Source organism: Azospirillum brasilense (assembly GCF_007827815.1).
In the GTDB taxonomy this organism is placed as follows: domain Bacteria; phylum Pseudomonadota; class Alphaproteobacteria; order Azospirillales; family Azospirillaceae; genus Azospirillum; species Azospirillum brasilense_C.
In genome coordinates this window covers 107,410-129,415 of record NZ_VITH01000008.1, presented here as the reverse complement: position 1 = coordinate 129,415, position 22,006 = coordinate 107,410, and the positions used below count along the sequence as shown (strand labels likewise).

Sequence of the window (22,006 nt, the reverse complement as noted above, 5' to 3'; positions counted from 1 at the left end):
AGGGGAGGGCTCAAACTTCTTCACCCCTGCGCCGACACGACCTCTCCGTGGCGGGTGCAGGATGCCTCCGCCAGAGCCACGAAGGCCTCGGCGACGTCGTCCGGCTGGGCCAGCTTGGTCTGGTCCTCGCCGGGGAAGGCCTGCATGCGCAGCTTGGTCGCCACAATGCCGGGATCGACCAGATTGACGCGCAGGTTCGACGAGGCGATTTCCATCGCATAGGTCTTCACCATCATCTCCAGCGCCGCCTTGCTGGCCCCGTACGGGCTCCAGTAGGGGTAGGGCGCGTTCGCGGCGCCCGACGTCACGAAGATGGCGCGTCCCGCGTCGGACGCGCGCAGCAGGCGGTCGAAGGAGCGGATCAGGCGGAAGTTGGCCGTGACGTTCACGTCCATCACGCGCTGCCACAGCTTCGGATCGTAATGGGCGACCGGCCCGAGCGCTTCCAGAACGCCGGCGTTGCTGACCAGGATGTCGAGCTTCCCGAAGCGCTCGAAGATCGAGTAGCCGAGCTGGTCGATCTTGTCGAACTGGCGCAGGTCCAGCGGGACCAGCGTGGCGTTGCGGCCGGTGGCCTGGAAGATCGCGTCGTCGGTCTCCTCCAGGCCGCCGACGGTGCGGGCGGCGAGGATGACGTGGGCGCCTTCGGCGGCGAAGCGCTTGGCGACGGCGGCGCCGATGCCGCGCGAGGCGCCGGTGATGAGGGCGGTGCGGCCGGAAAGACGGGACATGGCGGCGACTCGACGATGTTCGGTAGCGGGATTGGCAAACGGGCCGGTCCGCTGGGTTGCGGCCGGCCCGTCGCGGCGGTGGTCAGGCGGTCAGGCGCGGATGCGGACGTTCGCCTCGACCGGCGGATGGTCCAGCGCGTCGGTCAACGCGATGGGGTAGTCGCCGGTGAAACAGGCGTCGCAGAAGGTTAGCTTCTGGGGGTCGCGGCGCTCCGCGCCCATGGCGCGGTAGAGGCCGTCCAGCGAGATGAAGGCGAGGCTGTCGGCCTGGATGAAGTCGCGCATCTCCTCCACCGACATGCGGTGGGCGAGCAGCTTGCTCTGCTCCGGCGTGTCGATGCCGTAGAAGCAGGGGTGCGAGGTCGGCGGGCTGGAGATGCGCATGTGCACCTCCTTCGCCCCGGCGGCGCGCACCATCTCGACGATCTTCTTGGAGGTCGTGCCGCGCACGATGCTGTCGTCCACCAGCACCACCCGCTTGCCCTCGATCATGGCGCGGTTGGCGTTGTGCTTCAGCTTCACGCCCAGATGGCGGATCTGGTCGGTCGGCTCGATGAAGGTGCGGCCGACATAGTGGTTGCGGATGATGCCCAGCTCGAAGGGCACGCCGCTCTGCGTGGCGTAGCCGAGGGCCGCCGGCACGCCGCTGTCGGGAACCGGCACCACCACGTCGGCCTCGATCCCCGATTCGCGGGCCAGCTCGGCGCCGATCCGCTGGCGCGCGTTGTAGACGGAGGAGCCCTCCATCACGCTGTCGGGCCGCGCGAAGTAAATGTATTCGAAGATGCAGAAACGGCGGCCCTGCGGCTGGAAGGGGCGCAGGCTCTGCACGCCCTGCTCGTTCAGAACGACCATCTCGCCCGGCTCGACGTCGCGCACGTAATCGGCGCCGACGATGTCGAGCGCGCAGGTCTCGCTGGTCACGATGTAGGTGTCGCCCAGCTTGCCCAGGACCAGCGGACGGACGCCCAGCGGGTCGCGCACGCCGATGACCTCGTTCGGGGTCAGCGCCACCAGGGAGAAGGCGCCCTCGACCTGCCGCACCGCCTCGATCAGCCGGTCGACCGGCGAACCGCCGCGGGCGATGGCCATCAGATGGACGATGGTCTCGGTGTCGGTGGTGGACTGGAACAGGCAGCCGCGGCGAACAAGCTGGCGGCGCAACGTGTGTGCGTTGGTCAGGTTGCCGTTGTGGGCCAGCGCGAAGCCGCCGAACTCGAAGTCGGCGTAGAGCGGCTGGACGTTGCGGATCGTCGTGTCGCCCGTGGTGGCGTAGCGGACGTGGCCGATGGCCTGCGGGCCCTTCAGCTTGCCGATAATCGCTTCCGACGAGAAGTGATCGCCGACGAGGCCCAGGGTGTGCTCCAGATGGAAGCGGTCGCCGTCGTGGCTGACGATGCCGCAGGCTTCCTGGCCGCGATGCTGCAGCGCGTGCAGGCCGAGCGCGGTGATGGCCCCCGCCTGCGGATGGCTGTGGATGCCGAACACGCCGCACTCCTCGCGCAGCTTGTCGTCGTCGAACGGATGCGTCGTCAGCATCGGAAGATCCTCGTCATACACAGCATCACCAAAGGGCATTGCCCCGGCGGCCTCTTTGCCAGCGGGGCGTTACTCACAGGCACTCTGCACCATGCGGCGTTCAGCGTGCGTTCTGGATCAGTCGCTCAAGGTCGCCGCGGTCCCGGTCCTTATAGCCGGTATCGGATGGCGACGCACCACCGGTCTTCGGCGCGCCGGGAACCGGCGTGGACAGGCGGTCCAGGGCCTCCTTGGCCTCCACCGCCTGCCGCGCGCGCTCCCGCGCCATGTCCATCTGGCCCAGCCCGTCCTTGCGCAGCGAGTCCGGCATCACCTCGTAGATCATGGCGGCGCCGGACACCAGCATCGGCCGGGTCTTGGCGCTCTGCAGCCACGCCGGATGCTCCGCCGGGTTCGGCACCAGCCAAGCGAAGAAGAGATAGGCGACGGAGGCGAGGATTGCACCCTTGAGCAGGCCGAAGACGAAGCCGAGCGAGCGGTCGAGCGCCGAAAGGCCGGAATTCTGCACCCCGCGCGACACGACGCGGCCCAGGATTGTCAAAACCACAAGGCTGACGACGAACAGCGCCACCGCCGACGCGGCGTAGGCGGCCATCTCGACGTGGATGTAGGTCTGGGCGATGGGCAGAACGTGGGGCAGGGCGTTCAGCGTGATCAGCGCGGCACCGACCCAGGCGGCAACCGACAGCACCTCGGCCACCATGCCGCGGGTGAAGGCCAGCAGGGCCGAGAGCAAAAGCACCACGATGACGGCCAGATCCGCCGGGTTGATCGGGAAGGTGTCCATAACGCCGCTACGCCTCGTGCGCTTTCGCTTTAGATTCTTGTCTCAATCCCGGCCGCGTGGCGGACGGGGTCCCGATCCGGCCTGGAACAGCGGCAGCAATTCGCTGAGCTGCTGCAACTCGACCGATTTCAGGCCGGTGTCGCCGCGCCCCGGCTTCTTGCCGTTCCGTCTAGCCGGAAAGATCGCCGTTGAAAACCCCAGCTTCGCGGCTTCCTTCAGCCGGGCGTCGCTCTGGCCCACGGCGCGCACCTCGCCCGACAGGCCGATTTCGCCGAAGACCACGGCGTCGGCGGGCACCGGCTCCCCGGTCAGCGAGGAGACCAGCGCCGCGGCGACCGCGAGGTCGGCCGCCGGCTCGGTGATGCGCAGCCCGCCGGCCACGTTGAGATAGACGTCGTTGGCGCCGATCTGCACGCCGCAACGCGCTTCCAGCACCGCCAGCACCATGGCGAGCCGCGCCGAATCCCAGCCGACCACCGCGCGCCGCGGCGTTCCGAGCGGGGAGGGGGCGACCAGCGCCTGGACCTCGACCAGCACGGGGCGGGTGCCCTCCATGCCGGCGAAGACCGCGGCGCCCGACACGTCGCCGCGCCGCTCCGCCAGGAACAGGGCGGAGGGGTTGGCGACCTCGCCGAGCCCGCCGTCGGTCATCTCGAACACGCCGATCTCGTCCGTCGCGCCGAAGCGGTTCTTCACCGCGCGCAGGATGCGGAACTGGTGGCCGCGCTCGCCTTCGAAATAGAGGACCGTGTCCACCATGTGCTCCAACACGCGGGGGCCGGCGATGGTGCCTTCCTTGGTGACGTGGCCGACCAGCAGCAGGACGCAGCCGCGCCGCTTGGCGACGCGGATCAGCTCCTGCGCGGAAGCCCGCACCTGGGCGACGGTGCCGGGGGCGCTGTCCAGATTGTCCACATACATGGTCTGGATCGAGTCGATGACGACCACCTCCGGCCCATCGGTGCCGTCCAGCGAGGCGACGATGTCGCGCACGCTGGTCGCCGAGGCGAGTTGGACCGGTGCGGCGGCGCAGCCCAGGCGGACGGCGCGCAGGCGGACCTGATCCACCGCCTCCTCGCCGGAGACGTAGGCGCAGCGGTGTTCCTGCGACAGCCGGGCCATGGCCTGGAGAAGAAGGGTCGACTTGCCGATTCCAGGGTCGCCGCCGATCAGGATCGCCGATCCGGGGACGAGGCCGCCGCCGCAGACGCGGTCGAACTCCTCAATGCGGGTCATGCGGCGCGGCGGCGCCTCGCTGGACCCGGCCAGCCCGACGAAGTCCAGCCGGCGCCCGCGCGCCACGCCCAACCCCTTGGGGGCGGCCTCCGGCGCGGCTTCCTCGACGAGGGTGTTCCATTCGCCGCAGGCGTCGCAGCGGCCCGCCCATTTCGGGAAGGAGGCGCCGCAGGCCTGGCAGACGTAGCGGGTGGTTGGCTTTGCCAAAGGTCCAGCGATGAGTTGGGCGATGGAATGGGGTAAGCGCCCCACATATAGCAAGCTGACGTTCTAAATCCTATGGCAGAGGTGATAAAAAGCTGGGGCTTTTCTCGGCCGTTCCGGTGATAGGTTCTGTCCCGGAATTCACGATGAACAACGGATGTGAGGTGACACGGTGGCGGACAAGGACGCGCGGAAGATCCCGCTGCACGGCCCGGAGGAGTTCGAGGCGATCCGCAAGGCCGGGCGGCTGGCCGCGGCGACGCTCGACCACATCACGCCCCAGGTGGTGCCGGGAGTCAGCACGGGCCATCTCAACCGGCTGATCGAAACCTTCATGCGGGACAACGGCGCCATCCCCGCGACCCTCGGCTATCAGGGCTATCCGGCGGCGAGCTGCATCTCGCCGAACCATGTGGTGAATCACGGCATTCCGTCCGACGACAAGACGCTGGTCGACGGCGACATCGTGAACGTCGACGTGACGGTGATCCTCGACGGCTGGTACGGCGACACCAGCCGCATGTTCTTCGTCGGCGACAAGATCGGGGTGAAGGCGCGCAAGCTGGTCGACATCACCTACAAGGCGATGATGGCCGGAATCGCTCAGGCCAAGCCGGGCAACCACCTCGGCGACATCGGCCACGCCATCCAGACGCTTGCGGAATCCCACCGCTACGGCGTGGTGCGCGACTTCGGCGGGCACGGCATCGGCCGGGTGTTCCACGACGCCCCCCACGTCGACCATTTCGGCAAGCGCGGCACCGGCGTGCTGCTGGTTCCGGGCATGGTCTTCACCATCGAGCCGATGCTCAACGCCGGCAAGCCGGACGTGAAGATCCTGTCGGACGGCTGGACCACCGTCACCCGCGACCGCTCCCTGTCCGCCCAGTTCGAGCATCAGGTCGGCATCACCGAGACGGGCTGCGAGATCTTCACCCTGTCGCCGGCCGGCTACACCCAGCCGCCCTACGAAACCGCGGCCGGAGCCGCTGCGGCATGAGCGGAGAAGAGCTGAAGCCCTGGACCGTGCTGGACCGCCGCACCCTGCTCGACGCCGGCCCCTTTGTCCGCGTGCACGCCGAAACCATCGAGACCCCGGACGGTCAACGGGTCGAGAACTATTACCAGGTTGAACAGGGCGATTTCGTTCAGATGTTCGTCGAGGACACGGACGGGCGTGTCCTGATGCTGCGCCAGTACAAGCACGGCCCACGCCGCGTCACCCAGACCTTTCCGGCGGGCGGGATCGATCCTGGGGAGGCGCCCCTGGCGGCGGCCAAGCGGGAGCTGCTGGAAGAGACGGGCTATGTCGCGGAGGAGTGGACCGCGCTCGGCTCCTACGTGGTGCAGGCCAACCAGCGCGGCTGCGTCTGCCACCTGTTCCAGGCCCGCAACGCCCGGAAGGTGGCCGAGCCGGATTCCGGCGATCTGGAGGAGATGCGGCTGGAGCTGCTGACCCGCGCGGACCTGATCGCCGCGGCGGCAGAGGGCGACTACGCCCTGCTGCCGGTCATCGCCCTGCTGGGTGCCGTCCTGCTGCCGGAACTGCGCGACAACCTCGCGCGGTCGGCGGCCCGTCCGGCGCCGTAAGGTTCAATTCCCGTCGGTCGGGCCGGCGAAGAAATGGGCGAGCGCGTCGGCCCCTTCGAGCGACAGCTGGTTGTCGTTCTTGAGGAGCTGCTCGTGGGCGTTCTTGATGGTCTGCACCGTCTCTTCGTTGGTCAGCAGACCCTTGGCCTGGAGCGTCTCCAGAATCTTGGCGCTCAGCATGAAGCTCGCGAAGGCCAGTCCGTTCGTGGTGATGTCCGCCATGCTCGTCTCTCCGATGGGGCGCCGGCCTGCGATGGCCGGCGGTCTTCGTGGCCGACCCTACCGGGCGGCAGGTTAATTTTGCACAAACCGGCGTCGGGTCCCGCTGGTCGGGCGCGTCACAGCGCCCGCACCTGCATCTTGATCGGCCCTTCGCCCCGGCCGTGGACGAACTGGTCCACGTAGGGGTTGCCGGAGTTGTCGATGTCGTTGGCGTGGCCGGTCCAGATGATCCGGCCCTGATAGATCATCGCCACGCGGTCGGCGATCTTGCGGGCCGAGGCCATGTCGTGGGTGATGGTCACGGCGGTGGCGCCGAGGTCCTTCACGCACTTCACGATCAGCTCGTTGATCACGTCGGCCATGATCGGGTCGAGGCCGGTGGTCGGCTCGTCGAAGAAGATGATCTCCGGCTCGTCGGCAATGGCACGGGCGAGACCGACGCGCTTCTGCATGCCGCCGGACAGCTCCGACGGGAACAGCTCGCCCACCTCGGGGCCGAGTCCGACCGCGCCCATCTTGGCGATGGCGATGTCCTTGGCCTTGGCGCGGGGCATGTGCTCGCCCTGGATCAGGCCGAAGGCGACGTTCTCCCAGACCTTCAGGCTGTCGAACAGGGCGGCGCCCTGGAACAGCATGCCGAACTTGTGCAGCAGCTTCTCCCGCTCGCGCGGGCGCAGCCTCGTCGTCTCCTCGCCGTCGACGCGGATGGAGCCGCTGTCCGGCGACAGCAGGCCGAGGATGCACTTCAGCATGACCGACTTGCCGGTGCCCGACCCGCCGATGACGACCAGCGATTCGCCGCGCCCGACCTCCAGGTCGATGCCGTTGAGCACGACCTTCTGACCGAACGCCTTGTGCACGTTCTTCAGCGAAATCTTCGGCGGATGAGCGGGGGGAACCTGGGACATGGGGTCGCTCACTTCGTCGAGAAGAAGATGCCGGTGATGAGGTAGTTCCACACCAGGATCAGGATGGAGGCCGAGACCACGGCGTTGGTCGTCGCAGCACCCACGCCCTGGGCGCCGCCGCGCGAGTGGTAGCCGTGGTAGCAGCCCATCAGCGACACCATGAAGCCGAACACCGCCGCCTTGACGAGGCCGGAGATGACGTCGACCGGTTCCAGGAACTCCCAGGTCCGGCCGATGTAGGAGGCCGGGTTGAAGTCCAGACGGTAGACGCCAACCAGGAAGCCGCCGAACACGCCGATGATGTCGGCGACCAGCACCAGCAGCGGCAGCATGGCCAGACCGGCGATCAGGCGCGGTGCCACCAGATACTTGAAGGGGTTGGTCGACAGGGTGGACAGCGCGTCGATCTGCTCGGTCACGCGCATGGTGCCGATCTCGGCGGCCATGGCGGCGCCGATGCGCCCGGCAACCATCAGGCCGCCCAGCACCGGCCCCAGCTCCCGGGTCACCGACAGGGCGACCACCGTGGCGATGGCGCCCTCCGCCTGGAAGCGGGAGAAGCCGGAATAGCTCTGCAGCGCCAGCACCATGCCGGTGAACAGCGCGGTCAGCCCGACCACCGGCAGCGAGTAATAGCCGATGTCGACCATCTGGCGCAGGATCTGCCGTGGATAGAACGGCGGGCGCACGCAGTGCGACAGGGCGGCGCCGGTGAACATGGCGAGCTTTCCGGTGGCTTCCAGAAAGATCAGGAAGGCCCGTCCGGTGGCGGCAAGGAAACCCATCAAGCGACCTCAGGCGGCGGCGGGTCGCGGTAGACCCTGTGGTAACGCGCGCCCAGCGAGGTCAGGATCTCGTAGCCGATGGTTCCGCCCTCGCTCGCCACGGTGTCCACCGGGCGGTTCGGGCCGATCAGCTCCACCAGCCCGCCGGGCGTCACCGCCTCGTCGGGAAGATGGCTGACATCCACCGTCACCAGATCCATCGAAACACGCCCAACCACCGGAGCGGCCACGCCGTTGACGAAGACATGGCCGCGCCCGCTGAGCGAGCGCAGATATCCGTCGGCATAACCCACTGCGATGGTTGCGATTTTTCCTCTCGCCGCAACGCGGTGCGTGGCACCGTAGCCAACGGTCATAGGGCTGTCAACGTTGCGCACCTGAAGCAGCCGGGCGTCGAGCCGGATCGTGCCCCGCATCGGGTTCGCCGCGGCGGGGGTCGGATTGACGCCGTAGAGCGCGCAGCCGGGCCGCACGAGGTCGAAATGGAAGGCCGTTCCGTGGAAGATTCCGGAGGAATTGGCGAAGCTCGCCTCCGCCGCCGGCAGCCGTCCGATCGCCGAACGGAAGCGCCCGAGCTGCTGGCTGTTCATCACCGAATCCTCGTCGGCGCAGGCGAGGTGGGTCATCCACACCCGGACATCCACCCCCTCAAGCCGGGAGAGGTCGCCGACCAGCGTGTCCAGCTCGTCCGGGCCGAGCCCGAGTCGGTTCATGCCGGTGTCGATGTGGACGACGGCGGGCAGGGCCGTTCCCTGCGCCCTGGCGTGGGCCTGCCACGCCGCGATGTCGCCCAGATGGTTCAGCACCGGCAGGATGCGCTGGGCCGTGAAGTCCGGAGCGGTGCCGGCGGGCAGGCCGCCCAGCGACAGCACGCGGGCGTGGGACGGCGCCACGGCGCGCACGGCCAGCGCCTCCTCGAACTGGGCGACCACGAAGGTCCGGCAGCCGGCGGCGGCGAGCGCCGGGACGACGCGCTCCACCCCCAGGCCATAGGCGTTTGCCTTGACCACGGCGGCGCATTCCGCGGGCGCCACCCGGTCGCGGAGCTGCGTCCAGTTGGCGACGACGGCGCCGAGGTCGATGGTCAGGACGGCGCCGGCGCGGGCCAGCGGATCACTCAGTGGGGCCGAAGTCATGGGTCGTGTCGAGGTCGCCGAATTTCGTGAACTGTCCGTCGAAGAACATACGGACGCTGCCGATCGGGCCGTGGCGCTGCTTGGCGATGATCGCCTCCGCGGTGTTGTGCACCTCGGCGTAGCGCTTCTGCCAGTTGGCGTAGCGGTCGTTGTACTTGTCTTCCGTCTCCTCCGGCCGGCGGGCCGGCTCGGCGCGCTCAAGATAGTACTGTTCGCGGTAAACGAACATCACGACGTCGGCGTCCTGCTCGATCGAGCCCGATTCGCGCAGGTCGGCGAGCTGCGGCCGTTTGTCCTCGCGCATTTCCACGGCGCGGCTGAGCTGGGACAGCGCCAGCACCGGCACCTCCAGCTCCTTGGCGATGGCCTTCAGGCCGCGGGTGATTTCCGAGATTTCCTGCACGCGGTTCTCGTTGCCCTTGGTCGAGCCGCCGCGCAGGAGCTGGAGATAGTCCACCACCACCATGCCCAGCCCGTGCGTGCGCTTCAGCCGGCGGCAGCGGGTGCGCACCGCGGCGATGGTCAGGGCCGGCGTATCGTCCACGAAGAAGGGGACCCGGCTCAGCTCCTGGCTGGCCGCCACGAATTTCGGGAAATCGCTGTCCTTGATCTCGCCGCGGCGGATCTTGTCGCCCGACACCTCGGCCTCGCCGGCCAGGATACGGGTGGCGAGCTGCTCCGCCGACATTTCCAGCGAGAAGAAGCCGACCGGCGCGCCCTCGCCGCCGTTGCTGCGCATGTGCGCCTTGGCGGCGTTGAAGGCGATGTTGGTGGCCAGCGCCGTCTTGCCCATCGAGGGGCGCCCGGCCAGGATGATCAGGTCCGACGGGTGCAGGCCGCCCAGCTTGCGGTCCATGTCGCGCAGGCCGGTGGTGACGCCGGTGACGTGGCTGGAGCGGCGGAAGGCCGTCTCCGCCGTGGCGATGGCCGCCTTCAGCGACTCGGAGAAGGCGATGAAGCCGCCGCGCACGTCGCCGGTCGAGGCGAGGTCGAAGAGCTGCTTCTCCGCCGTCTCGATCTGGTCCATGGCGTCGATGTCGAGGTCGTGCTGGTACGCCTCGTTCACCATGTCCGTGCCGACCTCGATCAGCTGTCGGCGCAGGAACAGGTCATGGATCGTCTTGCCGTAATCGCCCGCGTTGACGACCGTCACGACGTTGGCGGCGAGCTGCGCCAGATAGCCGGCACCGCCGTCCGGAGCCAGCTCGACGTCGTTGTCGAAATAGGCCTTCAGAGTCACCGGATTGGCGATCTGGCCGCGCTCCACCATCTTGGCGATGGCCGAATAGATGCGCTGGTGCGCCGGGTCGTAGAAATGCTCGGCGCGCAGGAACTCGCCGACCTTCTCGTACGCCTTGTTGTTCACCAGGATGGCGCCGAGGAGCGCCTGTTCGGCCTCCTCGTTGTGCGGCGGCGTGCGGTATTCCGCCGTCGGCTTCGCGGCACCGGCACGGGACAGCCCGCCGTCGAGGGGGCGCGGCTCGAAAAGCTGGGTGGTCTTGTCATCCATAGCGGCACTTTAGCAAAGGGCGGGGCGCAAAGCTGTGCGATCGGGGTAAATCTACCCACATTCCTGTGAGTAACTTTTGCCCACAGCCGGTGAAAGCTGGGGGTAAGCGGGAAACTTAAAGCTCTGTCAATGGCTTGTACCAGAGCAAAAGCTGTGGGTCGATGCGGCGCGGACCGCTCTGGTCAAGCGTTGCTGGCGCCCACGTTCCGGCCGGTGCGCAGCGGCCGCGGCGCGGCGTCGGCCAGAGCCGCTTCGGTGCGCTGCATGTAGTCGCGGACGAGCGGAACGGCGCCCAGCGAGCGGGCCAATTGCATCTGGAACACCATGTGCCCCTGGTAGCGGAAGCTGATCTCCGCCCCCGCCAGATAGAACTCCCACATCCGGCAGAAGCGCTCGTCGTACATGGCGCGGGCCTCCTCCCGCCGGGCGGCGAAGCGTTCCCGCCAGTGGCGCAGCGTTTCGGCGTAATGCAGCCGCAGGATTTCGACGTCCGTGTTCCACAGCCCGGCCTTCTCCACCGCCGGGATCACCTCCGACAGGGCGGGCGAGTAGCCGCCGGGAAAGATGTATTTGCGGAACCACGGGTTGGTGGAACCCGGCCCGTCCGACCGACCGATGGCGTGAAGCAGTGCCACCCCGTCCTCGGTCAGCAGGTCACGCAGCTTGGCGAAGAAGGCCGGATAGTGGGGCACCCCGACATGCTCGAACATGCCGACCGAGACGATGCGGTCGAAGCGACCCGCCATCTCCCGGTAGTCGCGCAGTTCGAACCGCACCTGCCCGGCCAGCCCGGCGTGGGCCGCCCGCTCGCGCGCCACGGCGAGTTGTTCGCGGGACAGGGTGATTCCGGTGACCTGGGCGCCGGTCATGCGGGCGAGATAGAGCGCCATGCCGCCCCAGCCGCAGCCGATGTCCAGGACGCGCATGCCCGGCTGGAGGAGCAGCTTCGCCGCGATGTGCCGCTTCTTGGCCTCCTGCGCTTCGTCCAGCCCGGTGTCGGGGGTGGGGAAGTAGGCGCAGGAATATTGCAGGTCGCGGTCGAGGAACAGCTCGAAGAAGGCCCGCGACAGGTCGTAGTGATGGGCGACGTTGCGGCGCGAGCGTCGCAGGGGATTGCTCTGCTGGACGAGCCGCAGCGCCGGGGAGACGGCTTCCCGGAGATTGCCCAGGACGCCCTGGACGTTGTCCGAGCCGGCGCTCAGCAGAGCCAGGAAATCATAGACCGAGCCCCCGTCGATGGTCAGGCGTCCGTCCATGTAGGCTTCGCCAAAGCGCAGCCGCGGATTGACCACGAGGTCGCGGTGCAGCGCCTTGTCGTGCAGGCGGAGCGTCAGCGAGGGGGCGCCGGCACCCACCCGGTGCCGCCGTCCGTCCGCACCGACGATCTCCAGGGCCCCGGCGGTCAGGGCCGGGCTGAGCAGGCGGGCAAGCAGCATCGCGCGTCTCCGCATCCGTCGAACACGACTCGGTCCGGTTTCATCGCCGCGGGCGAATCACCGGGAACGAGAGTCGGGGAGCGGTGCGGGGGGAGGCAATCCGCCGGACGGGGCAGGCGGCGGGGCGTCCGGCGCATCCGGATGGGGGAGGGTCGGACGATGCGGAGTGCCGAACGCGGAAAAGCCGCCTCGCCCCCTGGGGGGCGGGCGGCTTCCGGACGAGCGGACTGGTCTCGTTGAGCGGGCGGTCAGCCCTCCTCGGAAACCTCGGCCTCGGCGGCCTCGGGGGCCTCCTCGATCTCGTCCTCGTCGTCGTCGCGCAGGTCGGCCGCGGTGACCATGCCACCACGGGACAGCTGCAGCTCGGCCTCTTCCTGCGAGCGGGCGACATTCACCGTGACGGAGATGCTCACCTCGGGGTGCAGGACGACGCGCAGCTTGAACAGGCCCAGCGTCTTGATCGGGGTCTCGATCGACACCTGCTTGCGGTCGACCTTGTAGCCGGCGGCGTCAAGGGCGTCCGCGACGTCGCGCGGCGTCACCGAACCGTACAGCACGCCGGTTTCGCCGGCCTGACGGATCACGACGACCGTCACGTCGTTCATCTTGGCGGCAACCTGCTCGGCGTCCTTGCGGCGCTCGAGGTTGACGGCCTCCAGGTGGGCCTTCTGCTTCTCGAAGAACGCCATGTTTGCCTTGGTGGCGCGCATGGCCTTCTTCTGCGGCAGCAGATAGTTGCGGGCGAAGCCGGGACGCACCTTCACGACCTGGCCCATCTGGCCGAGCTTCTCGACCCGCTCCAGCAGAATAACTTCCATCACTCGTCCTCCTGATCGGGGCCGGCGGGCCGGAGACGGCGACGCAGCCCAATCCATTGCTCGATCATGCCCAGACCGACCATCAGCACGATCGGCCAACCGAAAAGAAACAGGAACATGTAGAACCCGATGAGGATCGGCAGCTTGGCCGATCGGCTTCGGGCGAACACATGCACCACCGAAAGCCCGGCAAAGGCGAATGGCAGGGACAGGATCAGCGCGGCGTTGACCGCGAGGAACCCGACCGGGTCCGACGCCAGCGAGGCGGCCACCATGGTCAGCAGGAACGCGGTGGCGAGCCACCGGGGCAACTCCACATCGTCCAGCCGCATGGCGGGGCGCCGGTTGCGGCCGAACCGCATCAGGACGCCTTGCGCCAGGGCTCCGTTGACGATCGTCATGACGAGCCATGAGATCACCGCGAAGCCCGGCAACACCTCGGCCATCCAGATGTCCTGCGGGTCCGGGGCCGGCTGGCCCTGCGCGGAGAACATCTGGTCCGCCATGCGGCTCAGCGTTTCCCGCACCGCGCCCTCCAGCCCGCCGGGCTGATCGAGCGTCAGAACCGCAGCACCCAGAAGGCCCGCCAGTCCCATTCCGGTCAGCGCCATCAGGAGCCGGCCCGGAGGATACCATTCCACACTCCCGTCGGCCGCCGCCCGCGCCAGCAGCGCCTGCCGCACCACCAGGATGACCGGGACAGCCGCGGTCACCAGATAGGCGAGAGACACCAGGACGCTGGACGACACCGCCAGGACCGCCACCGTTCCCGCCGCACCGGCGAGTAGGGAGGCGGTGGAGCCGAGCCACAGTCCCGCGAGGAACAACGGCAGCGGCGCCAGATAGCCCAGGATCAGCGCTCCGAACCCGCCGAACAGAACGGCGAGGTAGAAGAAAGCGCTGACCACGCCGACACCGATGGCAGCCGCCAGAGGGGCGGCCAGGGGCGAGGCCATGGGATTACCTTTGCCTGTTGTCCGCTTTGGTCCTTACTTCACCACGTAGGGAAGCAGGGCCAGGAAGCGGGCGCGCTTGATGGCGCGGGCGAGTTCGCGCTGCTTCTTCGCGGAAACCGCGGTGATGCGGCTCGGCACGATCTTGCCACGCTCGGAGATGAAGCGGGACAGGAGCTTGACGTCCTTGTAGTCGATCGCCGGGGCGTTCGCGCCCGAGAACGGGCAGGTCTTGCGGCGGCGGAAGAACGGACGGCGGGGACCGCCACCGGTGCGGGCCGGAGCGCCCGAGGTCTGCTTGTCGGACATTTAGGCGTTCTCCCCTTCGGCAACGGTGGGCTCCTGGCGACGCGGCGGGCGCGGGCCACGATCGTCGAAGCGGCGCGGGCCGCGGTCGCCGCGATCGCCGCGGTCACCACGCTCGCCGCGGCTCTGCATCATCACCGACGGGTTGGCGTCCAGCGCATCGACGCGGACGGTCATGAAGCGCAGCACGTCCTCGTTGATGCCCATGTTGCGCTCCATCTCGAGGACGGCGGCGGCGGGGGCGTCAAGGTTGAACAGGGTGTAATGACCCTTGCGGTTCTTCTTGATCTTGTAGGTGAGCGTCTTCAGACCCCAGTATTCGGTCTTGGCGACCTGGCCGCCGTTGTCGCGAATGATCTGGGCGAACTGCTCGCCGAGCTGCTCGGCCTGGGCGGCCGAAATGTCCTGGCGCGCGATCAGCACGCACTCGTAAAGAGCCATTGTACTCCCCATGGCTGTTCATGGTCCGGCGCTGCGCTCCATCCCCTATGGACAGAATCAGCCGCCCGGGCCTAGCCGACGGCACGCGGGCCACCGGCAAGGAGTTATGAAGCGGCGCAGTATGCACAAAAGCCCTATCCCGACAAGCGGAAACACGAGCCGGCGGGCGATTCCGCCGCCGCCGCTTTCAAAAGGGCATGGAAAGGCCCTTTTCTCCGTTCGCCTTTGCATCGCAGCAATGAAAAAATGCCGGAAATGCAACAGAAAGGCACCAATTCCAGCCCGACAACGTTGAGCATCGCTTGACTTGCCCGAAAGGCTGGTTATGACTGTCGCCGAATTCAACGGCAGCGCCGCGGGTGGCGCGCCTTTTTACTAGGGTTCCCAGACAGCATGACCAGGGCGTTCGTCTTTCCGGGCCAGGGCAGCCAAGCCGTCGGCATGGGCCGCGAGCTGGCCGAGGCGTTCGAGGTCGCGCGGCTCACCTTTGAAGAGGTGGACGACGCGCTGAACCAGCGCCTGTCCCGCCTGATGTTCGAAGGCCCTGAGGCCGACCTGACGCTGACCGAGAACGCCCAGCCGGCCCTGATGGCCGTCAGCGTCGCGGTCATGCGGGTGCTGAAGGATCAGGGCGGGCTTGATCTGACCAAGCACGCGGCCTTCGTCGCCGGCCATTCGCTCGGCGAGTATTCGGCCCTGTGCGCCGCCGGCGCCTTCACGCTGGCCGACACCGCACGCCTGCTGAAGCTGCGCGGCCAGGCCATGCAGAAGGCGGTGCCGGTCGGGCAGGGCGCCATGGCCGCGCTGCTGGGCGCCGAACTGGAGCAGGCCCAGGCCATCGCCGATGCCGCCGCCAAGGCCCCCAACGGCCAGAGCGAGGTCTGCACCGTCGCCAACGACAACTCGTCGGGGCAGGTGGTGATCTCCGGTCACGCCGAGGCCATCGAGCGCGCCATCGTGATCGCGGCCGAGCGCGGGCTGAAGCGCACCGTGCGCCTGCCGGTCAGCGCCCCCTTCCATTGCCCGCTGATGCAGCCCGCCGCCGACGCCATGGCCGAGGCCCTGGCCACCGTGACGATCAACGCGCCGGCGGTCCCGGTGGTCGCCAACGTGACCGCGTCGGCCGTGTCGGACCCCAACGAGATCCGCCGCCTTCTGGTCGAGCAGGTGACCGGCATGGTTCGCTGGCGCGAGAGCGTGCTCTATATGAAGGGGCAGGGCGTCGACACGCTGGTCGAGTTCGGCTCCGGCAAGGTGCTGTCGGGTCTCGCCAAGCGCATCGACAAGGAATTGGCCGGCACCTCCGTGCAGGGCCCGGCCGACGTCGAATCGTTCCTGAAGACCCTGTGAGGCATTCCATGTTCGACCTGACCGGAAAGAAGGCGCTGGTCACCGGCGCCTCGGGTGGCATCGGGGCGCAGATCGCCCGCGCGCTGCACGCGCAGGGCGCCACCGTCGCGCTGTCCGGCACCCGCGTCGCCCCGCTGGAGGCGCTCGCCGCCGAACTGGGCGAGCGCGCCCTGGTGGTGCCCGGCAACCTCGCCGACGCCGCCGGAACCGAGCAGCTCGCCAAGGACGCGGAGGCCGCCCTCGGCCAGATCGACATCCTGGTGAACAACGCCGGCCTGACTCGCGACCAGCTCGCCATGCGCATGAAGGACGACGACTGGCAGTCGGTGCTGGACGTCAACCTGACCGCCGCCTTCCGCCTGTCGCGCGCCGTGCTGCGTGGCATGATGAAGCGCCGCTGGGGCCGCATCATTGGCATCACCTCGATCGTCGGCGTCACCGGCAACCCCGGCCAGGCCAACTACGCCGCCTCCAAGGCCGGCATGATCGGCATGTCGAAGTCGCTGGCCGCGGAGGTCGCGTCGCGCGGCATCACCGTGAACTGCGTCGCGCCGGGCTTCATCACCACGGCGATGACCGACGCCCTGAATTCCGAGCAGAAGGACAAGCTGCTCACCGCCATTCCTTCCGGCCGCATGGGCGAGCCGGGGGAAATCGCCGCCGGAGTCGTGTACCTGGCGAGCGATGAGGCCGCCTATGTCACCGGCCAGACGCTGCACATCAACGGCGGCATGGCCATGATCTGAGGCGGATTCGCTGCCTGAACCAGAGGTTCCGACCGGCTCCCGCGGGCGCTGGTCAAGGCTGTAAAAATGTGTTATCGGACGGGGCTTTTTGTGGCAGGAAGGCACGCAGCCGCGTGTTGAGCCGGCCGAATTCGCCCGAGCGGTCTCAAGGATTGGAAGGTCTTAAAAAATGAGCGATGTCGCCGAGCGCGTTAAGAAGATCGTTGTGGACCACCTCGGGGTCGAGGAGTCGAAGGTGACGGAGAACGCCTCCTTCATCGACGATCTCGGCGCCGACAGCCTCGACACGGTCGAGCTGGTTATGGCTTTCGAGGAGGAGTTCGGCTGCGAGATTCCGGACGACGCCGCCGAGAAGATCCTGACGGTGAAGGACGCCATCGACTTCATCAAGGCGAACGCCGCCGCCTGATCAGGCGCTGGCGTGAAAGGCCAGGCAGCTTTCCAAAGTGGCCTGGCCGTCGCTGAGTTTTCCGAGGAAAGGTCAAGGAATACCCCATGAGACGTGTCGTCGTTACCGGCCTTGGTCTGGTCACGCCGCTCGGTGTCGGCCATAAGCTCAACTGGGAGCGTCTGACCGCCGGCCAATCGGGCATCCGCGCCATCACGGGTTTTGACGCCTCCGATCTGGCCTCGAAAGTTGCCGGGCAGGTCCCGCGCGGCGATGGCGAGGGGTTGTTCAACCCCGACGTCTTCGTCCCGCCGAAGGACCAGCGGAAGATGGATGATTTCATCATCTTCGCCATCGCCGCCGCCCACGAAGCGATCAAGGATTCCGGCTGGGTCCCCCAGACCGAGGAAGAGCGCGAACTCACCGGCGTCATGGTGGGCTCGGGCATCGGCGGCCTGCCGGGCATTGCCGATGGTGCGGTCACGCTGGCCGAAAAGGGCCCGCGCCGCATCTCCCCCTTCTTCATTCCGGCCTGCCTCATCAATCTGGCGTCCGGTCACATTTCCATCCAGCACGGCTTCAAGGGCCCCAACCACGCTGTGGTCACGGCCTGCTCGACCGGCGCGCACGCCATCGGCGATGCCTCGCGCCTGATCATGCTGGGTGACGCGGACGTGATGGTCGCCGGCGGCACGGAAGCGGCGGTCAGCCGCCTGGGCGTCGGCGGTTTCGCCGCCATGCGCGCCCTGTCGACGAATTTCAACGACACGCCGGAAAAGGCGTCGCGCCCCTACGACAAGGACCGCGACGGCTTCGTCATCGGCGAGGGCGCCGGTGTCGTCGTCCTTGAGGAACTGGAGCACGCCAAGAAGCGCGGCGCCCACATCTACGCCGAAGTGATCGGCTACGGCATGTCCGGCGACGCCTACCACATCTCCGCCCCGGCGGAGGATGGCAACGGCGGGTTCCGCGCCATGCGCAACGCGCTGAAGCGGGCCGGGCTGCAGCCGTCGGACATCGATTACGTCAACGCGCACGGCACCTCGACGCCGCTGGGCGACGAGATCGAGCTGGGCGCGGTGAAGCGTCTGTTCGGCGAGGCGATGAACAACGTCGCCATGTCCTCCACCAAGTCGGCCATCGGCCATCTGCTGGGGGCCGCCGGCGCGGTCGAGGCGATCTATTCGATCAAGGCGATCAACCACAGCCTGGTTCCGCCGACCCTGAACCTTGAGAACCCGTCGGAGAGCTGCCTCGGCGTCAACCTCGTTCCGAAGGTTGCGCAGGAGCGCCGCGTGCGGGCCGCGCTGTCGAACTCGTTCGGCTTTGGCGGCACCAACGCCTCGCTGATCTTCAAGGAATTCGCCTGAGCGGCGAAGCATCGCGGAGACCGCCGATGGGTTGGGGCCTCCGAATCGCGGCGGGGGCGTTGACCGTCCTCACCGCGGGCAGCGGCGTGGCGTTCTGGGGTGCCCTCCGTGTGATGGCCCCCGGACCGCTTGAGCATGCCGAGACGGTGGTCATTCCGCGCGGCAGCGGGCTGGAAGCGATCGCGCTGACGCTTGAGGATGCGGGGGTCGTCGAGTCCCCGATCCTGTTCCTCTTCGCGGCCAAGCTCCAGGGGCCGTTGAAGGCCGGGGAATATGCCTTTCCGGCGGGAATCAGCGTCGACGGGGTTCTGGAGATGCTGCGCCAGGGCAAGACCGTGGTCCGCCGCTTCACCGTGCCGGAGGGGCTGACCTCCGCGCAGGTGGTGGCGCTGCTCGACGCCGAGCCGGCGCTGACCGGCGAGTTGAAGACGGTTCCGAAGAACGGGACCGTACTGCCTGAAACCTATCACTATTCCTATGGCGATTCGCGCTCGGCCCTGGTCGAGCGGATGCAGCACGCCATGACCCAGGCGCTGAACGATGCCTGGAAGAACCGTGGTCCGGACCTGCCTTACGAGACTTCGCAGCAGGCGCTGACCATGGCGTCCATCGTGGAGAAGGAGACGGGCGTGGCGGCCGAGCGCGCTAAGGTCGCGGGCGTCTTCGTCAACCGCCTGGAGACCGGCATGAAGCTCCAGTCGGACCCGACGGTGATCTACGCGCTGACCGATGGCAGCGGGGAGTTGGGGCGGGCCCTGACCCGCAACGATTGGAAGTTCGAGTCGCCCTACAACACCTACGTCGCCGCGGGACTGCCGCCGGGGCCGATCGCCAATCCGGGGCGGGCGTCCATCCAGGCGGCGTTGCACCCGGAAAAGCACGACTTCCTGTATTTCGTCGCCGATGGCACCGGCGGGCATGTCTTCGCGAAGACCTTGCCGGATCACAACCGGAACGTCGCCAAGTGGCGCGAGGTGCAGCGACGGCAGTCCGGCGGCGCGGGCAACGGGGACTCGCCGCAGGACTAGCGGTCCCCTGTTCCCGAGCGAAAGGCCTGCCTGAACGCAGCGCCGCGGGTCAGGCGGCGTTCGACGCCACCACGTCCAGGGCGACGACACCGCCCAGGGCGCCGTAGCTCTTGCGGGCGGCGCGCATCTTCTCCAGCGATTCCATGAGGCTTTCCTCGGCGAAGCCAGGGGCAAGCTGCGTCAGCTCCTGCTCCGTCAAGGCGATGAAGGCGTCTAAAAGGCGCGCGTGAATGCGGCACGCCTGGCGGACTTCATCGGCGACCATCGGTGCTGGCATGGTAGGCTCCCAATCACGGAATAAAGAGAAACACGGTCCGTCCGTGCATGGGAATTCTCTCGTCTTGTGGTTAATAGAGCATTAAATGCAATTCACCTTCCGGACAGGAAGAAGAGTTACCACTTCAGACAAAAAGAGCGAAAATTGGACGATTTCGATTTTGGTATGTGACAGAGTTAAGCCGGCTTTTGTGACTTTCGAATATTCGTTGTTGAGCGATGCGGCGGTCCCTCGTCCGGTGGAGACGAAGGACCGCCGGGAGATCAGCGACGAATTTCCTTGTCCAGGTTCAGCTCCGCCTTGGCGCCCTGGATGCGCGCCCGGTAGACCAGCATGGCCTCCATGACCCGCTGCACGTAGTTGCGGGTTTCGTAGATCGGGATCAGCTCCAGCCAGTCCACGGCGTCGATGGCTTCGCCGCGCGGGTCGCCGTAGGTGTCGATCCATTGGCGCACACGGGTCGGGCCGGCGTTGTAGGCGGCGATGGCCATGATGTAGGAGCCGTTGAAGCGGTCGATCATGTCCGCCAGATAGGTCGAGCCGAGCCGCACGTTGTAGTCTGGGTCGCTGATCAGCTTGGCGGTGTCGTGCTTGACGCCCAGCTTGCCGGCGACCAGCTGCGCCGTTCCGGGCATCAGCTGCATCAGGCCGCGCGCCCCGGCCGAGGACACCACGCGGGTGTTGAAGGTGCTTTCCTGCCGGATGATGGCGTGCACCAGGGCGATTTCCGGAGCGGCCGGCCGGCTCTCGATCATCGGGTAGCCGGCCTCCACCAGGAACACGTCGTTCTGCGCGGCGTCCTTGGCGGCGGCGACGGCGAGGTCGCGGCGTCCGACCTCGCGGGCCAGCTTGGCGGCCAGCACGTAATCCGCCGGCTCCTTGGCGTCGAGGCTGATGCGGCGCAGGAAGGCGGTCACCCGCTCGTCGGTGTTGCCCTCGATCTCGGCCAGCAGCTTGGTCACGCGCACCACCTCCCGCCGCTCGAAGGCGGTAGCGTCGGCGTTGGACACGCGCGGTTCGGCGGGCAGGGCGATGCGTCCGTTCCCGGCGTGGCGGGCGGCGAGCTGACCATAGAAGGTCGTCCCGTACTGGGCGGCCTTGGCGTACCAGTCCTTGGCCTGCGCCGTCTGGCCCAGCGCCTCCGCCGCGCGCCCGCACCAGTAGGCGCCGCGCGCCTTGCTGATCGGCGCGCCGACCGAGCGGTAGAGCTTGTGGAAGTGGTTGAAGGCGCTCGACGGATCGTCGAGGAAGCGCAGCGCCAGGAAGCCGGCGAGGAACTCCGCCTCCGCGGCACCGCTGCCCTCGGTCTGTCCATGCGCGGTCACCAGACGGTAGGCGAGGTTGTGGTCGCCGTTCACCATGGCGCGGCGGGCCAGGATGTGGCGCTCCGTCCACCAAGCCTGCGGACGGCCCATGTCCTTGGGCGCCTGGGCGATGATCTCCAGCGCCCCTGCGTCGTCGCCCTTGCGGCGGCGGTAGCGGGCGCGGTCGAACAGCAGGCCGGGGTCGGTGCGCAGGGAGGCTGGGACGCGGGCCAACGCGGCGTCGGCGTTCTTGGCGTCGCTGTCCAGCGCGATCCGCGCCTCGATCAGCAGGTCGTAGGCTTCGTCGAAGAAGGGCAGCATGCGGCGCACCGCGGCTTCCTGGCGCTCCCACAGCAGCCGGTCGATGCGCGCCTTGTGCTCCTGCGGACGCAGGTGCGAGCGGTAGCGGACCAGGAACTGCTCCTCGTCCGCGGAGGTGAAGTTCGCCTCCACCCAGCGGTCGCGCACCATCCGCACGGCCCGCTCGGCGTTGCCGGTCGCCAGCAGCGTGTCGGCGTGGCGCATGAAGCCTTCGTTGGACAGGGGCGGGTACTGCTTGAACCAGGCGAGCACCCGGTCCTCGTCCAGGTCGATGGGCATCGCCTTTTCCGCCTGACGGCGGAGCTGCGCCTGGTTGGGCCAGTCGCCGTTCTCGCGGATGAAGGCGGCAATCTCGTCAAAGCTGCCGCCGCCGGGAGTCGCCAGGGCCATCCAGCGGATCACCTTGGCCGGCAGCTTGTTGGACGCCTGGGCGGCGATGCGCAGCGCCTCGTCGTGGCGGTCGTTGTCGGCCGCCTTGAAGGCCTGCCGGTAGACGGCGAGGTCCTGCGCCGTCAGGCTGGCCGCTCCGGCGGGCTGGGACAGCACGATCAGCCCCAGCAGGGCGGCGGCAATGGCGGAACGGGTGGCGGAACGGGTGGCATGTCGGATGATCATCCGGG

23 protein-coding genes are annotated in these 22,006 nt (G+C 67.9%); 7 read left to right on the top strand and 16 right to left on the bottom strand.

Annotated elements, in window-relative coordinates; translation table 11 throughout:
- Positions 1 to 20: 20 nt before the first annotated feature.
- The 4 genes from FBZ83_RS17765 to radA form a co-directional block, all read right to left on the bottom strand.
- Positions 21 to 731 carry an SDR family NAD(P)-dependent oxidoreductase gene (locus tag FBZ83_RS17765; RefSeq protein WP_014240364.1) on the bottom strand — a complete coding sequence of 237 codons (711 nt, stop codon included), beginning with the start codon at positions 729 to 731 and terminating at the stop codon, positions 21 to 23.
- A 90-nt stretch (positions 732 to 821) separates the two neighbouring features.
- Complete coding sequence (gene purF, locus FBZ83_RS17760; protein WP_014240365.1) at positions 822 to 2,270, bottom strand: amidophosphoribosyltransferase; 1,449 nt, start codon at positions 2,268 to 2,270, stop codon at positions 822 to 824.
- A gap of 100 nt (positions 2,271 to 2,370) precedes the next feature.
- Entirely contained in the window at positions 2,371 to 3,057 is a 687-nt protein-coding gene (locus tag FBZ83_RS17755) for a CvpA family protein (RefSeq protein ID WP_114856813.1), read from the bottom strand.
- Between the two features lie 42 nt (positions 3,058 to 3,099).
- Positions 3,100 to 4,500, bottom strand: a complete 1,401-nt coding sequence (radA, locus tag FBZ83_RS17750; protein WP_041811042.1) for a DNA repair protein RadA — start codon at positions 4,498 to 4,500, stop codon at positions 3,100 to 3,102.
- A 169-nt stretch (positions 4,501 to 4,669) separates the two neighbouring features.
- Between radA and map the strand changes: the two genes are divergently transcribed.
- Both map and FBZ83_RS17740 read left to right on the top strand, forming a co-directional pair.
- Positions 4,670 to 5,497, top strand: coding sequence for a type I methionyl aminopeptidase (gene map, locus FBZ83_RS17745; protein ID WP_145686373.1), 828 nt, complete (start codon positions 4,670 to 4,672; stop codon positions 5,495 to 5,497).
- Positions 5,494 to 6,087 (top strand): NUDIX hydrolase, encoded by a 594-nt coding sequence (locus FBZ83_RS17740; RefSeq protein WP_145686371.1) that lies wholly within the window; start codon positions 5,494 to 5,496, stop codon positions 6,085 to 6,087. Before map ends, FBZ83_RS17740 begins: the two co-directional genes overlap by 4 nt.
- A 3-nt stretch (positions 6,088 to 6,090) precedes the next feature.
- Here FBZ83_RS17740 and FBZ83_RS17735 read toward each other — a convergent pair whose 3' ends face one another.
- The 10 genes from FBZ83_RS17735 to rpsF all read right to left on the bottom strand — a co-directional run bounded on the left by FBZ83_RS17735 (position 6,091) and on the right by rpsF (position 14,602).
- On the bottom strand, positions 6,091 to 6,309 hold the full coding sequence (locus tag FBZ83_RS17735; protein ID WP_145686369.1) for a hypothetical protein: 219 nt from the start codon (positions 6,307 to 6,309) through the stop codon (positions 6,091 to 6,093).
- 116 nt (positions 6,310 to 6,425) lie between these two features.
- Positions 6,426 to 7,217 carry an ABC transporter ATP-binding protein gene (locus FBZ83_RS17730; protein ID WP_145686367.1) on the bottom strand — a complete coding sequence of 264 codons (792 nt, stop codon included), beginning with the start codon at positions 7,215 to 7,217 and terminating at the stop codon, positions 6,426 to 6,428.
- 8 nt (positions 7,218 to 7,225) lie between these two features.
- Positions 7,226 to 8,002 (bottom strand): MlaE family ABC transporter permease, encoded by a 777-nt coding sequence (locus tag FBZ83_RS17725; protein ID WP_145676552.1) that lies wholly within the window; start codon positions 8,000 to 8,002, stop codon positions 7,226 to 7,228.
- Complete coding sequence (alr, locus tag FBZ83_RS17720; protein ID WP_145686365.1) at positions 8,002 to 9,138, bottom strand: alanine racemase; 1,137 nt, start codon at positions 9,136 to 9,138, stop codon at positions 8,002 to 8,004. The genes FBZ83_RS17725 and alr overlap by 1 nt, the downstream gene beginning before the upstream one ends.
- Positions 9,116 to 10,648, bottom strand: a complete 1,533-nt coding sequence (locus FBZ83_RS17715) for a replicative DNA helicase (RefSeq protein ID WP_145686363.1) — start codon at positions 10,646 to 10,648, stop codon at positions 9,116 to 9,118. The genes alr and FBZ83_RS17715 overlap by 23 nt, the downstream gene beginning before the upstream one ends.
- A 182-nt stretch (positions 10,649 to 10,830) precedes the next feature.
- A complete protein-coding gene (locus FBZ83_RS17710) occupies positions 10,831 to 12,084 on the bottom strand; it encodes an SAM-dependent methyltransferase (protein ID WP_145686362.1) in 1,254 nt (417 codons plus the stop codon).
- A 248-nt stretch (positions 12,085 to 12,332) separates the two neighbouring features.
- On the bottom strand, positions 12,333 to 12,902 hold the full coding sequence (gene rplI, locus FBZ83_RS17705; RefSeq protein ID WP_145686360.1) for a 50S ribosomal protein L9: 570 nt from the start codon (positions 12,900 to 12,902) through the stop codon (positions 12,333 to 12,335).
- On the bottom strand, positions 12,902 to 13,858 hold the full coding sequence (locus FBZ83_RS17700; RefSeq protein ID WP_145676545.1) for a DUF2232 domain-containing protein: 957 nt from the start codon (positions 13,856 to 13,858) through the stop codon (positions 12,902 to 12,904). The genes rplI and FBZ83_RS17700 overlap by 1 nt, the downstream gene beginning before the upstream one ends.
- Before the next feature lie 33 nt (positions 13,859 to 13,891).
- On the bottom strand, positions 13,892 to 14,164 hold the full coding sequence (rpsR, locus tag FBZ83_RS17695) for a 30S ribosomal protein S18 (RefSeq protein WP_014240379.1): 273 nt from the start codon (positions 14,162 to 14,164) through the stop codon (positions 13,892 to 13,894).
- Positions 14,165 to 14,602: a 30S ribosomal protein S6 gene (rpsF, locus tag FBZ83_RS17690; RefSeq protein WP_035673612.1), complete on the bottom strand. Its 438-nt coding sequence runs from the start codon at positions 14,600 to 14,602 to the stop codon at positions 14,165 to 14,167.
- Between the two features lie 393 nt (positions 14,603 to 14,995).
- Between rpsF and fabD the strand changes: the two genes are divergently transcribed.
- From fabD to mltG, 5 genes are all read left to right on the top strand, one after another.
- Entirely contained in the window at positions 14,996 to 15,952 is a 957-nt protein-coding gene (gene fabD, locus FBZ83_RS17685) for an ACP S-malonyltransferase (RefSeq protein ID WP_145686358.1), read from the top strand.
- An 8-nt stretch (positions 15,953 to 15,960) separates the two neighbouring features.
- Positions 15,961 to 16,698, top strand: a complete 738-nt coding sequence (gene fabG / locus FBZ83_RS17680) for a 3-oxoacyl-[acyl-carrier-protein] reductase (RefSeq protein WP_014240382.1) — start codon at positions 15,961 to 15,963, stop codon at positions 16,696 to 16,698.
- Between the two features lie 169 nt (positions 16,699 to 16,867).
- Positions 16,868 to 17,107 (top strand): acyl carrier protein, encoded by a 240-nt coding sequence (locus FBZ83_RS17675; protein ID WP_014240383.1) that lies wholly within the window; start codon positions 16,868 to 16,870, stop codon positions 17,105 to 17,107.
- Positions 17,108 to 17,193: 86 nt separating this feature from the next.
- Positions 17,194 to 18,456 (top strand): beta-ketoacyl-ACP synthase II, encoded by a 1,263-nt coding sequence (fabF, locus tag FBZ83_RS17670; protein WP_145676542.1) that lies wholly within the window; start codon positions 17,194 to 17,196, stop codon positions 18,454 to 18,456.
- Between the two features lie 26 nt (positions 18,457 to 18,482).
- On the top strand, positions 18,483 to 19,484 hold the full coding sequence (gene mltG, locus FBZ83_RS17665; RefSeq protein WP_145686356.1) for an endolytic transglycosylase MltG: 1,002 nt from the start codon (positions 18,483 to 18,485) through the stop codon (positions 19,482 to 19,484).
- 49 nt (positions 19,485 to 19,533) lie between these two features.
- On the opposite strand, the gene FBZ83_RS17660 is transcribed toward mltG, so the two are convergent.
- Positions 19,534 to 19,761, bottom strand: a complete 228-nt coding sequence (locus FBZ83_RS17660; protein WP_145686354.1) for a hypothetical protein — start codon at positions 19,759 to 19,761, stop codon at positions 19,534 to 19,536.
- A gap of 263 nt (positions 19,762 to 20,024) precedes the next feature.
- Positions 20,025 to 22,001, bottom strand: a complete 1,977-nt coding sequence (locus FBZ83_RS17655; protein WP_145686352.1) for a lytic transglycosylase domain-containing protein — start codon at positions 21,999 to 22,001, stop codon at positions 20,025 to 20,027.
- Positions 22,002 to 22,006: the final 5 nt, after the last annotated feature.

Bases quoted from the DNA above. Each gene is read 5' to 3' on its own strand.
- FBZ83_RS17660 (WP_145686354.1), bottom strand. From the start codon at position 19,761: ATGCCAGCACCGATGGTCGCCGATGAAGTCCGCCAGGCGTGCCGCATT.
- mltG (WP_145686356.1), top strand. From the start codon at position 18,483: ATGGGTTGGGGCCTCCGAATCGCGGCGGGGGCGTTGACCGTCCTCACC.
- rpsR (WP_014240379.1), bottom strand. From the start codon at position 14,164: ATGTCCGACAAGCAGACCTCGGGCGCTCCGGCCCGCACCGGTGGCGGT.
- FBZ83_RS17755 (WP_114856813.1), bottom strand. From the start codon at position 3,057: ATGGACACCTTCCCGATCAACCCGGCGGATCTGGCCGTCATCGTGGTG.
- FBZ83_RS17730 (WP_145686367.1), bottom strand. From the start codon at position 7,217: ATGTCCCAGGTTCCCCCCGCTCATCCGCCGAAGATTTCGCTGAAGAAC.
- fabF (WP_145676542.1), top strand. From the start codon at position 17,194: ATGAGACGTGTCGTCGTTACCGGCCTTGGTCTGGTCACGCCGCTCGGT.
- FBZ83_RS17735 (WP_145686369.1), bottom strand. From the start codon at position 6,309: ATGGCGGACATCACCACGAACGGACTGGCCTTCGCGAGCTTCATGCTG.
- FBZ83_RS17700 (WP_145676545.1), bottom strand. From the start codon at position 13,858: ATGGCCTCGCCCCTGGCCGCCCCTCTGGCGGCTGCCATCGGTGTCGGC.
- FBZ83_RS17765 (WP_014240364.1), bottom strand. From the start codon at position 731: ATGTCCCGTCTTTCCGGCCGCACCGCCCTCATCACCGGCGCCTCGCGC.
- rplI (WP_145686360.1), bottom strand. From the start codon at position 12,902: ATGGAAGTTATTCTGCTGGAGCGGGTCGAGAAGCTCGGCCAGATGGGC.
- alr (WP_145686365.1), bottom strand. From the start codon at position 9,138: ATGACTTCGGCCCCACTGAGTGATCCGCTGGCCCGCGCCGGCGCCGTC.
- FBZ83_RS17740 (WP_145686371.1), top strand. From the start codon at position 5,494: ATGAGCGGAGAAGAGCTGAAGCCCTGGACCGTGCTGGACCGCCGCACC.
- FBZ83_RS17715 (WP_145686363.1), bottom strand. From the start codon at position 10,648: ATGGATGACAAGACCACCCAGCTTTTCGAGCCGCGCCCCCTCGACGGC.
- fabG (WP_014240382.1), top strand. From the start codon at position 15,961: ATGTTCGACCTGACCGGAAAGAAGGCGCTGGTCACCGGCGCCTCGGGT.
- FBZ83_RS17725 (WP_145676552.1), bottom strand. From the start codon at position 8,002: ATGGGTTTCCTTGCCGCCACCGGACGGGCCTTCCTGATCTTTCTGGAA.
- fabD (WP_145686358.1), top strand. From the start codon at position 14,996: ATGACCAGGGCGTTCGTCTTTCCGGGCCAGGGCAGCCAAGCCGTCGGC.
- FBZ83_RS17655 (WP_145686352.1), bottom strand. From the start codon at position 22,001: ATGATCATCCGACATGCCACCCGTTCCGCCACCCGTTCCGCCATTGCC.
- purF (WP_014240365.1), bottom strand. From the start codon at position 2,270: ATGCTGACGACGCATCCGTTCGACGACGACAAGCTGCGCGAGGAGTGC.
- FBZ83_RS17675 (WP_014240383.1), top strand. From the start codon at position 16,868: ATGAGCGATGTCGCCGAGCGCGTTAAGAAGATCGTTGTGGACCACCTC.
- FBZ83_RS17710 (WP_145686362.1), bottom strand. From the start codon at position 12,084: ATGCTGCTTGCCCGCCTGCTCAGCCCGGCCCTGACCGCCGGGGCCCTG.
- rpsF (WP_035673612.1), bottom strand. From the start codon at position 14,602: ATGGCTCTTTACGAGTGCGTGCTGATCGCGCGCCAGGACATTTCGGCC.